The organism is Prodigiosinella confusarubida (genome assembly GCF_002847015.1).
Taxonomy (GTDB): Bacteria; Pseudomonadota; Gammaproteobacteria; order Enterobacterales; family Enterobacteriaceae; genus Prodigiosinella; species Prodigiosinella aquatilis.
On record NZ_CP025085.1, the window covers coordinates 115,287 to 128,978 of the forward strand.

Sequence of the window (13,692 nt, forward strand, 5' to 3'; positions counted from 1 at the left end):
TGTGAACGCTATTCGTCACCACACATCCGCATAAAAAGATGTAGCATAATGCTTTTGAGTCTAACAGGATCTGCAGACAATTTCGCAGAAAGCCCATAACCTGATAGGATCAGCCTCTTTTTTAGGGAGTCAACCATGAACAAACATCCCGAAGACTGGCTGGATGACGTTCCAGACAACAGCCAAGACGACGACGATGATGATGAAATTATCTGGGTCAGTAAAAGCGAAATAAAGCGTGATGCCGAAGCCTTGAAAGATCTGGGTGCCGAATTGGTAGAACTGGGTAAAAACGCGCTGGACCGCATTCCGCTGGATGAAGATCTGCGAGCAGCGATTGAACTCGCGCAACGGATAAAAAAAGAAGGCCGCCGTCGCCAGCTCCAGTTGATCGGTAAAATGCTTCGTGCCCGTGATCCAGAGCCGATCAAAGCCGCCCTGGATAAACTGAAAAACCGTCATAATCAGCAGATTGTGCTATTTCATAAGCTGGAACAACTGCGTGATAGACTAATAGAGAATGGAGACGATGCTATTCCAGATATTCTGACACGCTATCCACAAGCCGACCGTCAGCAATTACGTTCTCTGGCAAGGAACGCGCAAAAAGAAAAAACTGATAACAAGCCGCCAAAATCAGCCCGCCAGATTTTTCAGTACCTGCGTGAACTGGCTGAATCAAACGAATAACAATGCCAGTAATGAGAAAATTATTCCTGATATAGCCGACTCAGCCCCGAAACCGGGGCTGTTGTCCGATATCAATCTGGCTAACCGGCATTACGGACGAGCAACGAACCCAACAGCTTCGTATACCTTCGTCAGCGTTTCCTGCGCACGGATACTCGCTTTTTGCGCACCGTCACGCATTACCTGTTGCAGAAAAACCTCATCATTACGGAAATGGTAATAGCGTTCCTGTAATTCACTTAACATTCCTGAGACAGCATCAGCTACAGCACCTTTCAGGTGACCATACATCTGGCCTTCAAATTCCGTCTCCAGTTCAGGGATCGCTTTACCCGTTACCGCAGACAGAATATCCAGCAGATTGGAAACCCCAGGTTTGTTCTCCAGATCGTAGCGCACCACTGGCGGCTCGTCGGAATCAGTCACCGCTCGTTTGATTTTCTTCACCACTGATTTTGGATCTTCCAGCAATCCAATCACATTATTGCGGTTCTCATCCGACTTAGACATCTTCCTGGTCGGCTCCAGCAGTGACATCACGCGGGCACCAGATTTAGGGATGAACGGCTCCGGTACGCAAAAGATATCGCCATACAGCGTATTAAACCGCTGGGCGATATCGCGACTCAGTTCCAGATGCTGTTTCTGGTCTTCCCCAACGGGTACCTGATTGGTTTGATACAAGAGAATATCCGCCGCCATTAGTACCGGATAGTCAAACAGGCCGGCATTAATGTTTTCAGCATAACGGGTAGATTTATCCTTAAACTGCGTCATCCGGCTCAACTCACCAAAATAGGTATAACAGTTGAGCACCCAGCTTAACTGAGTATGTTCCGGTACATGAGACTGAACAAAAATGGTGCTCTTCTGTGGGTCAATACCGCAGGCCAGATAAAGTGCCAGTGTATCCAGCGTTGCTTTCCTCAGTTGCTGTGTATCCTGTCGTACCGTAATGGCGTGCAGATCCACAATGCAGTAAACGCAGTCAAAATCATCTTGCATGTTGACCCACTGGCGTAACGCACCCATGTAGTTACCAATGGTCAACTCACCAGACGGCTGTGCGCCGCTAAATACAATGGGCTTACTCATGCTAATGCTTCCTGATTTTTTAAAGATGACGGCCCGACAAGGGGCAATAAATCAGCAAAACGATCCAGAACCACATCAGGGTGGCTAAGTGCTATCGCTTCACCATAGTTATATCCATAGGTCATACCGACACACGGGCAGCCGGCAGCTTGGGATGCTTGTATATCATTGCGTGAATCACCGACAAACAACAGCTCATTTACCCGCAACCCCAATTTCCCCAATACCAGATATAACGGTGCAGGATGCGGTTTCTTCTGCACCACATCATCACCACCGATAATCAATGGGAAATAGTCACCGATACCGAGAGAATCCAACAGCGGGGCCACAAAAGGCGTAGGTTTATTCGTGACTACCGCCATCGGGAAACCACGCGCCACCAACTGGGCCAATGTCTCTTTGACCTGTGGGAATAGCGTGCTGCCGCTGTCTATCGTTTGGGCATAATACTTATCGAATAACATCCGTGTATCACGAATCTGTTGCGGTAACGGTGCGACACCAGCCCAACGTAGTGCACGTTCAACAAGGACATCCGCACCATTGCCAATCCAGGTGGACACGCGTGTTTCACCCGCCACAGGTAATGATTGTTCCTGCAATGCCAGATCAATGGCCTGAGCCAGTCCCGGAGCACTGTTTACCAACGTACCATCAAGATCAAACGCCAGCCCGCGGATAGAGGTAAACTCAATCATGTGCGACCTTTGCCAGTTCCTTACGCATCTGATCAATAACCACACGGTAGTCTGGCTGATTGAATATTGCCGAACCAGCAACAAACATATCTGCGCCCGCTGCTGCAATTTCACCAATCTTGTCCGCTTTGACGCCGCCATCGACCTCCAGGCGGATATCATAACCACTGTCATCGATCAGTTTGCGTACCTGACGCAATTTATCCAGTGTCGCAGGGATAAACGACTGGCCGCCAAAACCGGGGTTGACGGACATCAGCAGGATGACATCCAGCTTATCCATCACATAATCCAGGTAACTCAGTGACGTAGCAGGATTAAAAACCAGACCGGCTTTACAGCCATGTTCCTTAATCAATTGCAGGGTACGATCGATATGTTCAGAAGCTTCAGGATGGAAAGTGATAAAACTGGCCCCCGCTTCGGCAAAGTCCGGAATCAGCCGATCAACGGGCTTTACCATTAGATGAACATCAATCGGTGCGGTAATCCCGTAACTACGCAGCGATTTAAGCACCATCGGGCCAATCGTCAGATTGGGAACATAGTGGTTATCCATCACGTCAAAGTGAACCACATCTGCTCCTGCCGACAGTACCTTCGCAGTATCTTCACCTAGCCTGGCAAAGTCAGCCGATAATATAGACGGGGCGATTAAAAACGGTTTCATTCGCTTCTCCAAACCATCAAGTCTGTATTCTACTGCCGGGACTAATCACGTAACGATCTTTCCGGTCAGCTACTGTGCGGAAACAATACTCTTTTCCAGTCAATCACATCTTTAATACTACTACGACCGACTCAGCGATATAAAGCCAGTAACTCGTTAACCTTGCTGCGTCCTGAAATATTGCGGCTGATAGTACGACGAGCCATAACCACATACAACGATGATGCCCCTTGATACCATTCTCGTGTAAGTAATGTGTCATGGTTGGATATCAGCACTGGTATATTGTTTTCCACAGATAGTTGATAAGCCAACTGCGCCAGATTCTGCTGATCATTATTATTAAAATTACTGGTGTGGTAGGCCGTGAAATTTGCCGTTGCCGACAAAGGTGCATAAGGTGGATCACAATAGACAACCGAACCACGCTCAGCTTGAGTCAAGGTCTGATGATAATGTTCACAAACAAAGATGGCATTTTTTGCCTTTTGTGCAAACCAGTGTAATTCTTCTTCCGGGAAATAAGGCTTTTTATAACGGCCAAACGGCACGTTAAATTCACCACGCATGTTGTAACGGCATAACCCGTTGTAACAATGACGATTAAGATAGAGAAACAATAATGCTCGTCGATAGGCATCCGTACAGAGATTGAACTCACTTCGCAGTACGTAAAATACTTCGGAAGTATTCATTTCATCAGTAAATAATTTGCGAGAATCTCGGATAAAATCATCAGTATTGGTTTTAACGATATTATAGAGATTAATGAGATCACTATTAATATCTGCCAGTATATAATTATCGTACTCCGTATTGAGAAATACCGAACCTGCACCAACAAAAGGCTCAATTAAGCGATCTCCCGCTGGTAGATATCGGCGAATTTCCTCTACCAGCGGATATTTCCCACCAGCCCATTTTAAGAAAGCGCGGTTTTTCTTCATGCCGTCGTTAGCTACTCATACGTTACAGAGCCACGGATTGTACTCTGTTTCAGACCGCACATCAGGGCTTAATTAGTATTACTTACTCAAGTCTTGCTTCACCTGACGGATCGGCTTAACCCATGGTTTTTTTGCCTGGACATCTGCAGGCAAAGACACAACAGCACGCCTGGCATCGCCAGAAGATGCATAAACACCATTGACCAACACATACCAAGGCTGTCCATCACGCTTGGTTTTATACACCCAATAGTTAGTCAACTTCTGCGCTCTGGCGTAGGCTTTCAACGAATTCTCGTGGGAAGCGCCACTCAATTGCAGTGTAAAATAACTAGCTGGTGCGTTTTTGATGGCGACGCCCAGATTGCCGACAGTCGAAGCGGAACCTCTGGAACTTGTTGCCACTTTACTGGAAGGAGCCGGCGCCACTGCCGTAGTCGGTGTTTTTGGCCTACTGTACGTACTTTTTACCGGTACCTGATGCTCCGGTGAAACCCTCTTCGACGAAGAGTTCGACATTTTTTCACTCGGAGAACGAGTTCCGGGCGGCGGCATCACGGTCGCTGGCGTAGTAGGTAACGTCGATAAGCCTGCATGATTACCCATGTCCTCCTGAGTAAATGCATTAATTCGATCCTGTTGCTGTGGTTGAGAAAGCGTATCAGCAATATTACCCGGCAACTCAATTCGTTGTTGATTTGCATTCTGCGGTTGCAACGGCGCCTGCGTTGGTGTGTCGGAAATCGGAGGAGCACTCAACGTCTGTGGCGTAATAGCATTGACATTATTCCCAACGACAGGTGCCGGAGTACCTTGTGCTGTAGAAGATGACGACGACAGATCAATATTCTTCTCTATGGCTGCTGGCTGCTGGGAGGCCTGTTGAGGCGGTGGTGCCTGTAGTGCGGAACCAATACCTATGATCAATAGCAGCAATACCAGAATACCAATACCAATCATCACGTATTGTCTGGACAACGCCACGCTGGAAATGGCAAAACCATTACGTTTTTTTTGCTGGCGTGGTGGCCGATGATCGCTGGCATCCGGCTTAAGGTCATCTTCCGGATTGAACTCACCCATTTAAACCCCTCCCCCTACTGAAAGGCTAATGTCTGCGGATATCGGCTACCCGCGCGTCACTAAATTATAATGCCTTGTATTTTAACAAAGTATCGGGAACTCGCCAGTTCTGGTTAACCAGACAAATGCCTTTCCTCAGGGAAGACAATCTGCAATTGACGCCAGAACAAGCTCATGGGGAACACCGCTGCGCACTTCAGATTGACCAATAGCGGTTGGCAACACCAAACGCAGTTCCCCCGCCAGTACTTTTTTATCCCGCATCATATGTGGCAAATAAGATTCAGGTGCCATTTGCTGAGGGCCATGAACCGGCAACCCGGCACGTGACAATAACAATTTGACGCGCTCTACGTCAGAGGAAGAAAACTGCCCAAGACGCCTGGCGGTATGAGCTGCCATCATGATTCCTGCCGCGACTGCCTCACCATGCAGCCAGTTGCCATAACCCATTTCCGCCTCAATGGCATGCCCATAAGTATGGCCTAAATTCAATAAGGCACGCAGACCTGTTTCACGTTCATCTGCAGCTACCACTTCTGCCTTCAGCTCACAGCAGCGACGAATACAATAAGCCAGTGATGCATCCTGAAGCTTGCACACTGTCTCAATATTCAGCTCCAGCCACTCAAAGAACGCATAATCAAGGATAATGCCATATTTGATCACTTCGGCCAGACCGGAAGAAAGCTCCCGCGCAGGTAGCGTTTTCAGACAGTTGAGGTCTATCACCACCGAGGCTGGCTGATAAAAGGCCCCGATCATATTTTTCCCCAGCGGGTGATTAACAGCTGTTTTACCGCCCACCGAGGAGTCAACCTGAGATAGTAATGTGGTAGGGACCTGGATAAAGCGTACGCCACGTTGATAGCTGGCAGCGGCAAAACCGGTAAGGTCACCGATTACGCCGCCACCCAGTGCGATCAACGTAGTATCCCGGCCATGAGGTTTAGCCAGTAGCGCTGAGAAAACCTGGTCCAGTACCGCCAGTGATTTGTACTGCTCACCGTCTGGCAAAATAACCTGGTCAACCCGTATACCATTCTTTACCAACACATCACGCACAGTATCAAGGTATAACGGTGCCAACGTTTCATTGGTCACCAACATTACTTGATCGCCCGCTTTCAGCGGCAGAAAAGAAGCAGGGTCATTAAACAACCCAGCGGCTATCGTAATCGGGTAGCTGCGCTCCCCCAGCGTTACGGTAATTCTTTCCATGCGCGTACCATTGACCTGTCAGAAACCTGCGTTATGCAGGCAATGTTCAAACTCAGTTGTTTTCCAGCATACTAATAATCTGGTTAGCAACTACCTTAGCGCTTTGTTCATCGGTGCGAATAGTGACATCAGCGATTTCTTCATACAAAGGATTACGTTCTTTCGCCAACATTTCCAGCACTTCTCGCGGTTGTGTCTCGACATGAAGCAACGGCCGTTTTTTATCGCGCTGTGTGCGAGCCAGTTGCTTCTCAATGGTTGTTTCTAGATAAACGACGACGCCCCGCGCAGAAAGACGATTGCGAGTCTCGCGCGACTTTATTGAGCCCCCGCCTGTCGCCAGGACGATCCCTTGCTTTTCCGTCAATTCATTAATGACTTTCTCTTCACGATCACGGAAGCCTTCTTCGCCTTCCAAGTCGAATACCCAACCCACATCAGCCCCAGTGCGTCGCTCAATTTCTTGATCGGAGTCGAAGAACTCCATATTGAGTTGCTGAGCTAACTGACGGCCAATAGTGCTTTTGCCGGCACCCATAGGCCCAACCAGAAAGATATTGCGTTTCTCTGCCATGTTTTTTGGTATTACTAAGACAATTCGTTAATGATAACCCGCCCCGCCAATGGAACCTGCGGCGGAACCTAAACTGAAACCTCATGAGCGATAGTGCGAGAATCAGACAAAAAATTATCTCAATACTCAGGGTAGTTTGGCAACCGAATAAACGCGAGACTTACCGCATAAGGGTAAATAGTACGTTTTATCGACATCTCCGGTGGAACAACACTTTAGTGCTCAATTCGCTAATCCTTGTATGCTAAAACCGTCGCAGCGTCAAACTGAGAACACAATAATTGACGAAAATAGTGACTCATTGTTAAAAATTCATCTTATTTTTATTATTAATCGCAACCTTCGCTACTTGTTGCATCGACTGAATGAGGGTCGGTGTGATAAAAATAACCAATTCCCGTCTGGTCTTCTGCAGATTACTACTTTTAAACAGATTACCTACCCAAGGCAACCCCCCCAGACCCGGTATCTGGTTACTATCCTTATTTTTTTGTTGTTGAAAAATCCCCCCCAGAACAATGGTTTCGCCATCCGCTACTGTTACCTGTGTTTGAATCTCCTGTTTATCAATAGCTAATGCCTCACCTTCCCCCTGCTTGATTGTCCTTCCCGGCATGTTTTGGCTGATTAGTAAATTGAGTGTAATTAACCCGCCATGCAGAATTTTCGGCGTAACCTGCATACCCAGTACTGCTTCCTTGAATTCGATAGAGGTGGAACCACTAGCTCCGCTGGAAACCTGATAAGGAATTTCAGTCCCCTGCTTGATGCTTGCAGTCTGTTGATGAGCGGTAATCAGACGAGGACTGGCAATGATTTCCACTTCATTTTCCTGTTCCAGCGCCATTAACTCCAAATCCAGCAACCTTCCATTAAGACGTGCCAAATGGAATCCTGCATTGATTGTCGGTGTTTCCACCGGTAGGTTGATGTTAAAATTATTCAGACGCAGAGCCTGACTGGTCGCGCCCGCCTCCCCCAACCCCCAATTGACACCCAGTGCCTGTAAATTCTCACTACTGATAGTAACAATGTGCGCAGCCAGTTGGACCTGTGCCAATGGCTTATCCAGCGCCTTAATCCAGGGTTCCATCTGGGCCAGAGCATGAGCAGTATCTCTCACTAATAGTGTATTGGTCCTTTTGTCCACGGTTACTCTGCCTCGTTCAGTAAGTAATGTACCTCGCTGTCCCTGGAGACTGGATACCACCTCCGTGGCATCAGCATACTGCAATGCTACTGACAGGCTGTGCAATGGCTGTTGCTGCTGTTGCTGTGCTTCTCGCTCTTTCTGTTGTTGTTGTACCTCTTTAAGATGATCCGCCGGGTAAACCATCAGCACATTTCCCTCCCGTTCCAAGGTCAGCTTTCCCAAACGTAGAATGATGTCTAGCGCCTGTTGCCAAGGGACGCCATTCAGATTCACGCTGATCGATCCCTCGACCCCTGGAGCGACCACCAGATTCAACTGCCGATGTTCAGCCAATACCTGCAGAACCTTTTGTACCGGTGAATCATCAAATGCCAGTGAAACTGGACTGTCTTTCGTTCCAGCTACAGCAAACAAGCTGAAAAACAGTAGCGCTAACATCATTACTATCTGGTATCCCATCGCTTTTCGGTGGGTACTCACCCTCATGTTACCCATGCTTCGATTCCTTGTTAGCAAAGGGTGAAGCCAGCATGATTTCAGTCTCTCCACAATGCGCTTGCGCTTCGCTGACACGGAATACCACACCTGTTTTATCTAACCTTACAACCTGGAGACCTTCTGGCTGGATAAGGTCTCCATACCTGATACGCAACCACGGTTTTTCTGGACGCTCCAGCCATCCCACCCATTGTGTCGCATCACCAACAAGCCCTCTCAACGTCCATAACGACGATGGACTTACCTCATTACAGCTGACTTTGACTGCTGGCAAGAAAGGATCTCGCCCACTGATATCTGACGCATTGCCATTCCCCATGCCAAACCATGCGACCATCACTACCCACCGCGTATATACGTTCATGACGAGCTCCCTTGTTGAAAGGGCCGAGACAGAGAAAGTTCTACCCGTAACCCGTTAATCTCTTTTTTGATCACGAGTTGACTGATACGCGGCACAGCAGGTAACGCATTGAAACTTTTTAAAAAAGACATCAGACCTGAATAATCGGTATTAAGCATCAATCGCCAGTTAGGGGAAAACGGTTCCGCAGCCTCAGTTGACGAAGGCTGCCAGGAGATCAGCCTGGCATCAGACTGATTTAACGGTATTGCCAGTAATGTGGCGATACTGTCAGAAGATAAGGTGGTATCAGGCAACCGGCGAGCTGCCAGTTGTTGTTGCAGTTGGGAAAGCGTAGGTAGCCTGGCTAACTGCTGTATGAGTTGCTCAGTATATTGGCGACTTTCAATTAGCTGTTGTCGCGTCTGATCCAGATGCTGACGTTTATTGATGATAACACTCCCGCCAACCAGCGCGGTAAGACTCACCACCACACCAAATTGTGCAGCAAGCAACACCCGGAAAGGCGTATTCATCCATATTGCCGCATACTTCACTGGCGCTCTCCTTCCTGCTTATCGTGGCTACGCCATTCAAGCCGCAATACAAAACTGAGCAGCGTATCGTCCTGTGCTGAACGCTGAGTCTGATGTAACACAACCTGCTGGATAAACGGCTCACGAGCCAGCGCATCCGTAAAATCGATAATAGCGTCATACTGACTGCTGACGCCTGAAAGATGTAACGCATTACCGGTATCACTCAATGCGGTCAACCATAGGGAATCCGGCATGAAAGTAGGCAGACGCATCAATAATTCCTCATAACGCTGATTGCTACGGCGCCCCTGTTCCTCGTTGGCCAACCGAGCCTGATATTTCTCCATCTCACGCCACGCCTGTCGTGTTTGTCGGTATAGCGTTTCATACGCTGCCTGCTTTACTTGCACTTCTCTGAGTGTGGTGCCTATTGCATCCTGCTGTCGTTGTTGGATAAGGACAACGACTGTCATTACCAGAAGCGCGATGGCAATCTGCAGTAAAAGTAATATCAGCCATTGCCATATCCGCCGTTTGATATGTCGTTTACGCCAAGGTAAAAGATTAACCTGCAACATCAGTAAGTATCTCCAGGGCGTAATGCCAGCCCGCCTGCGATGACAAATGCTGAAGGCATTGGGGGTAACGGAGGATGCTGCTGGTGAAATGCGACCAGCGGCGACCAGGAGATCAGCATTTCTGACATCCCGGATAAATCATCAGCAATAGATGAACTGCAATAAACGGGCTCTTCAGTGGCCATTTGATAGCAGGTACTCAGATGTGAAATTAACGCTTGTTTATCAGTTATATCTTCAGGTTGAAATGTGCCGAAATGCAGGGGGTGATTCAGCGGCGAGGTCCAGAGCCAGTGATCGTCGAAACGATGCAACAGCAGGCGTTCAGATAACAGCCCAGCTTGCTGCGCCATACAACGTAACGCACAGGGTGTAATATCCATCACTTCAGGCTCCAGACCAGACTGGCTGAAACAGTCCTGCCAGGCGACCAGCTCTGCGTTTCTAGCTGCGGTCACCAGTAGCGTATCCGCTATTTGTGGATCGGTACGATAGTCAAGTGCCAGCATGTCACGGCTGACCGGAAGTTTCCGTAGCGCCATTTTTTCAATATATTCGCCACGCGCCGGCTCACGCAGACGTTTGTCTGGTTGGGGTAGACGTTGTTGCAATATCTGTGATGCAGGAAACCCGACCCGCAGCGAAATGAAACGAGGCAGTTCCCTGCGCCACTGACGCAAAATTTCACAAAGCCCGTCAGCATGGTATAGGCTCCCTAAGCGTAACGTATCGCCCGGCAAAGGAAATTGCCACCAGTGGCGGAGCTGCCAGCCATGACGGCAGCGCTGAACGGCCAAAGCGCGCATGCAGCCATTTTGTATATCTACGCCAACCTGCCAGATGTGGTAAGCCATATTCAATTGATCTCCCTATCGTCCGTTAAAAGAACGTATCCACCGTGCTGGCTTACCTTTATACTAGCGTGCGATTGTTTATCGACTCTTAAACCGCTACCGAATGGAAAATCCCAGGTGAAGTTCGTAAAGTATTTTTTCATCCTTGCAGTGACTTGCATCCTGTTGGGAGCTGCCTCGCTATATGGTCTTTATCGCTATATCGAGCCACAATTACCCGATGTCACCACACTGAAAGATATCCGGTTGCAGACACCAATGCAGGTTTACAGTGCTGACGGAGAACTGATTGCCCAGTTCGGTGAAAAACGCCGTCTTCCCCTGAAGCTGGATCAGATACCGCCTATGCTGATCCACGCATTTATTGCCACTGAAGACAGTCGGTTCTACGAGCACCATGGTGTAGACCCTCAAGGTATTCTCCGGGCCGCATCGGTTGCCCTGATATCTGGCCATGCTTCGCAAGGGGCCAGTACCATTACCCAACAATTGGCCCGTAACTTCTTCCTGAGCCCGGAACGCACACTGCTGCGTAAAATCAAAGAAGCGTTTCTGGCTATCCGTATCGAGCAATTGTTGAGCAAGGATGAAATCCTTGAGCTATATCTCAACAAAATTTATCTCGGTTATCGCGCCTATGGTGTCGGGGCTGCGGCACAGGTTTATTTCGGCCGCCCCGTAGATCAACTGACGCTGGGGGAAATGGCGATGATTGCCGGTCTACCTAAAGCGCCTTCTACTTTCAATCCGCTTTACTCTTATGACCGTGCCGTCGCCCGTCGAAATGTGGTTCTGTCTCGTATGCTGGAGGAAAACTACATCACTCAGGCACAGTATGATCAGGCTCGTAACGAAAAACTGATTGCGGATTACCACGCACCGAAGATTTCGTTTTCTGCTTCTTACATAGCGGAGATGGTGCGTCAGGAAATGGTCAAACGTTATGGTGAAGATGCATACAGCGATGGCTATAAGGTCTACACCACCATTACAAAAAAACTCCAGCTGGCTGCGGAAGAGTCATTACGTAACAACGTGCTAGCCTATGATATGCGTCACGGTTACCGTGGTGCGAGCCAGAGGTTATGGTCAGCAGGAATGCCTGCCTGGCCGCAAGAAAAAATCGTCGATGCACTAAAAAAACTGCCGGTTTACGGCCCATTATTTCCTGCCGTCGTGATCGAAGCCCAGGCAGACAAGGCTCAGGCCCTGATGGCCGACGGGAACCAGATCGAGTTACCAATGGCCGGTATACGCTGGGCTCGGGCCTATAAATCTGATCTCTCTCAAGGTGCGACGCCGAAGCAGGTCACCGATGTGATCCAGGCAGGTCAGCAGATTTGGGTAAGAAAAGTGGATAACGACTGGTGGCTGGCACAGATACCGGAAGTAAACTCAGCACTGGTTTCACTCAATCCGAATAATGGCGCTATTCTGGCATTGGTGGGTGGTTTTGACTTTAACCTGAGCAAATTCAACCGCGCCACTCAGGCACTGCGCCAAGTTGGCTCAAACATCAAACCATTCCTATACACGGCCGCGATGGATAAAGGGTTGACGCTGGCTACCATTCTGAACGACGCGCCTGTCACCCGTTGGGATCCTGGCGCAGGTTCAGACTGGAGCCCCAAAAACTCGCCACCGGTTTATCAAGGCCCTATTCGATTACGTCAGGGACTCGGTCAATCTAAAAACGTTGTCATGGTGCGAGCCATGCGTGCCATGGGTGTCGATTATGCAGCGAAGTACCTGCAACGTTTCGGCTTCCCAGCACAGAACATCATTCATACCGAATCGCTGGCGTTGGGCGCCGCGTCCTTCACACCATTGCAAGTTGTCAGAGGTTACGCCGTGATGGACAACGGTGGCTATCTGGTTGACCCTCACTTTATCAGTAAGATAGAAAATGAAACCGGAAATACATTATACAAAGCCACACCGAAGATAGTGTGTACTAGCTGCGACCTACCGGTGATTTATGGTGATACTCCGCGTTCAGCCATATTGTCTGATGACAATATGGAGAATATAGCAACATCGAAGGAACCCCCCGTTCCCGGGAGTTCACCCGTTTTGCAGCCGGATCCCATTACACCACCGGAAGCTGCCATGCAGGAAGCCAATGATTATGCGCCCCATGTTATCAGTACACCGCTGGCATTTTTGATTAAAGACGCATTGAACAGTAACATCTTTGGCGGACCAGGCTGGATGGGAACGGGGTGGCGTGCCGGCAAGGTTCTGAAGCGCCATGATATTGGAGGCAAAACGGGTACGACCAATAGCTCGAAAGATGCCTGGTTCTCCGGCTATGGCCCGAATATTGTTGCGTCAGTCTGGATAGGGTTTGACGACCATCGTCGCGACCTCGGCCGAAGTACCTTTTCCGGCGTTATTCACGATCAAATTTCCGGTTATGAAGGTGGTGCCAAGAGCGCACAACCTGCGTGGGATGATTTTATGAAAGCCGCACTGGCAGGCGTCCCTGAACAGAAGACACCCGTACCACCAGGGATTGTCAGCGTGCTCATTGATCGCAGCAGCGGCAAGTTGTCAAACGGTGGCAGTAACAGTCGACTGGAATACTTCATTGATGGTACCCAACCATTGGATTATGGCGTTCATGAAGCAGGGACGACATTAATGGACAATGGCCAATCAAAAGAACTGTTTTAGGTGCCATAGCCGTTTCAACAGTCGACAAAAAGGCGCGATTTCCGCGCCTTTTCTCTATTCTGTACAACTG

At 48.9% G+C, this 13,692-nt stretch carries 14 protein-coding genes; 2 read left to right on the plus strand and 12 right to left on the minus strand.

Annotation, left to right across the window (positions count from 1 at the left end; translation table 11 throughout):
* The first annotated feature begins 135 nt into the window (after window positions 1-135).
* Window positions 136-690, plus strand: coding sequence for a ribosome biogenesis factor YjgA (yjgA, locus tag CWC46_RS00540; RefSeq protein WP_021014145.1), 555 nt, complete (start codon window positions 136-138; stop codon window positions 688-690).
* 90 nt (window positions 691-780) lie between these two features.
* Here the strand turns inward: yjgA and trpS are convergent, their stop codons facing one another.
* The 12 genes from trpS to pilM form a co-directional block, all read right to left on the minus strand.
* Window positions 781-1,785, minus strand: a complete 1,005-nt coding sequence (gene trpS / locus CWC46_RS00545) for a tryptophan--tRNA ligase (RefSeq protein WP_021014144.1) — start codon at window positions 1,783-1,785, stop codon at window positions 781-783.
* Complete coding sequence (locus tag CWC46_RS00550) at window positions 1,782-2,486, minus strand: phosphoglycolate phosphatase (protein WP_021014143.1); 705 nt, start codon at window positions 2,484-2,486, stop codon at window positions 1,782-1,784. The genes trpS and CWC46_RS00550 overlap by 4 nt, the downstream gene beginning before the upstream one ends.
* Complete coding sequence (rpe, locus tag CWC46_RS00555; protein ID WP_021014142.1) at window positions 2,479-3,156, minus strand: ribulose-phosphate 3-epimerase; 678 nt, start codon at window positions 3,154-3,156, stop codon at window positions 2,479-2,481. The genes CWC46_RS00550 and rpe overlap by 8 nt, the downstream gene beginning before the upstream one ends.
* Window positions 3,157-3,287: 131 nt before the next feature.
* The gene (gene dam, locus CWC46_RS00560) at window positions 3,288-4,103 is read right to left on the minus strand and encodes an adenine-specific DNA-methyltransferase (protein ID WP_021014141.1); all 816 of its coding nucleotides are present in this window, start codon (window positions 4,101-4,103) and stop codon (window positions 3,288-3,290) included.
* Window positions 4,104-4,181: 78 nt separating this feature from the next.
* Complete coding sequence (locus CWC46_RS00565; protein WP_021014140.1) at window positions 4,182-5,186, minus strand: SPOR domain-containing protein; 1,005 nt, start codon at window positions 5,184-5,186, stop codon at window positions 4,182-4,184.
* Window positions 5,187-5,321: 135 nt separating this feature from the next.
* A complete protein-coding gene (gene aroB, locus CWC46_RS00570; protein ID WP_021014139.1) occupies window positions 5,322-6,407 on the minus strand; it encodes a 3-dehydroquinate synthase in 1,086 nt (361 codons plus the stop codon).
* Window positions 6,408-6,459: 52 nt separating this feature from the next.
* Window positions 6,460-6,981 (minus strand): shikimate kinase AroK, encoded by a 522-nt coding sequence (gene aroK, locus CWC46_RS00575; RefSeq protein WP_021014138.1) that lies wholly within the window; start codon window positions 6,979-6,981, stop codon window positions 6,460-6,462.
* A gap of 304 nt (window positions 6,982-7,285) precedes the next feature.
* Entirely contained in the window at window positions 7,286-8,575 is a 1,290-nt protein-coding gene (hofQ, locus tag CWC46_RS00585; RefSeq protein WP_051391479.1) for a DNA uptake porin HofQ, read from the minus strand.
* Window positions 8,576-8,621: 46 nt separating this feature from the next.
* Window positions 8,622-8,996: a DNA utilization family protein gene (locus CWC46_RS00590; RefSeq protein WP_021014136.1), complete on the minus strand. Its 375-nt coding sequence runs from the start codon at window positions 8,994-8,996 to the stop codon at window positions 8,622-8,624.
* Entirely contained in the window at window positions 8,993-9,532 is a 540-nt protein-coding gene (locus CWC46_RS00595) for a hypothetical protein (protein WP_021014135.1), read from the minus strand. The genes CWC46_RS00590 and CWC46_RS00595 overlap by 4 nt, the downstream gene beginning before the upstream one ends.
* Window positions 9,529-10,092 (minus strand): PilN domain-containing protein, encoded by a 564-nt coding sequence (locus CWC46_RS00600; RefSeq protein WP_021014134.1) that lies wholly within the window; start codon window positions 10,090-10,092, stop codon window positions 9,529-9,531. The genes CWC46_RS00595 and CWC46_RS00600 overlap by 4 nt, the downstream gene beginning before the upstream one ends.
* The gene (gene pilM / locus CWC46_RS00605; protein ID WP_021014133.1) at window positions 10,092-10,946 is read right to left on the minus strand and encodes a pilus assembly protein PilM; all 855 of its coding nucleotides are present in this window, start codon (window positions 10,944-10,946) and stop codon (window positions 10,092-10,094) included. The genes CWC46_RS00600 and pilM overlap by 1 nt, the downstream gene beginning before the upstream one ends.
* Window positions 10,947-11,063: 117 nt before the next feature.
* On the opposite strand from pilM, the gene mrcA reads away from it, so the two are divergent.
* Entirely contained in the window at window positions 11,064-13,622 is a 2,559-nt protein-coding gene (gene mrcA / locus CWC46_RS00610; protein ID WP_021014132.1) for a peptidoglycan glycosyltransferase/peptidoglycan DD-transpeptidase MrcA, read from the plus strand.
* Window positions 13,623-13,692 lie beyond the last annotated feature (70 nt).

What these genes read in the sequence shown, in the direction of transcription:
- yjgA (WP_021014145.1), top strand. Translation starts at nt 136, where the DNA reads ATGAACAAACATCCCGAAGACTGGCTGGATGACGTTCCAGACAACAGC.
- trpS (WP_021014144.1), bottom strand. Translation starts at nt 1,785, where the DNA reads ATGAGTAAGCCCATTGTATTTAGCGGCGCACAGCCGTCTGGTGAGTTG.
- CWC46_RS00550 (WP_021014143.1), bottom strand. Translation starts at nt 2,486, where the DNA reads ATGATTGAGTTTACCTCTATCCGCGGGCTGGCGTTTGATCTTGATGGT.
- rpe (WP_021014142.1), bottom strand. Translation starts at nt 3,156, where the DNA reads ATGAAACCGTTTTTAATCGCCCCGTCTATATTATCGGCTGACTTTGCC.
- dam (WP_021014141.1), bottom strand. Translation starts at nt 4,103, where the DNA reads ATGAAGAAAAACCGCGCTTTCTTAAAATGGGCTGGTGGGAAATATCCG.
- CWC46_RS00565 (WP_021014140.1), bottom strand. Translation starts at nt 5,186, where the DNA reads ATGGGTGAGTTCAATCCGGAAGATGACCTTAAGCCGGATGCCAGCGAT.
- aroB (WP_021014139.1), bottom strand. Translation starts at nt 6,407, where the DNA reads ATGGAAAGAATTACCGTAACGCTGGGGGAGCGCAGCTACCCGATTACG.
- aroK (WP_021014138.1), bottom strand. Translation starts at nt 6,981, where the DNA reads ATGGCAGAGAAACGCAATATCTTTCTGGTTGGGCCTATGGGTGCCGGC.
- hofQ (WP_051391479.1), bottom strand. Translation starts at nt 8,575, where the DNA reads ATGATGTTAGCGCTACTGTTTTTCAGCTTGTTTGCTGTAGCTGGAACG.
- CWC46_RS00590 (WP_021014136.1), bottom strand. Translation starts at nt 8,996, where the DNA reads ATGAACGTATATACGCGGTGGGTAGTGATGGTCGCATGGTTTGGCATG.
- CWC46_RS00600 (WP_021014134.1), bottom strand. Translation starts at nt 10,092, where the DNA reads ATGTTGCAGGTTAATCTTTTACCTTGGCGTAAACGACATATCAAACGG.
- pilM (WP_021014133.1), bottom strand. Translation starts at nt 10,946, where the DNA reads ATGGCTTACCACATCTGGCAGGTTGGCGTAGATATACAAAATGGCTGC.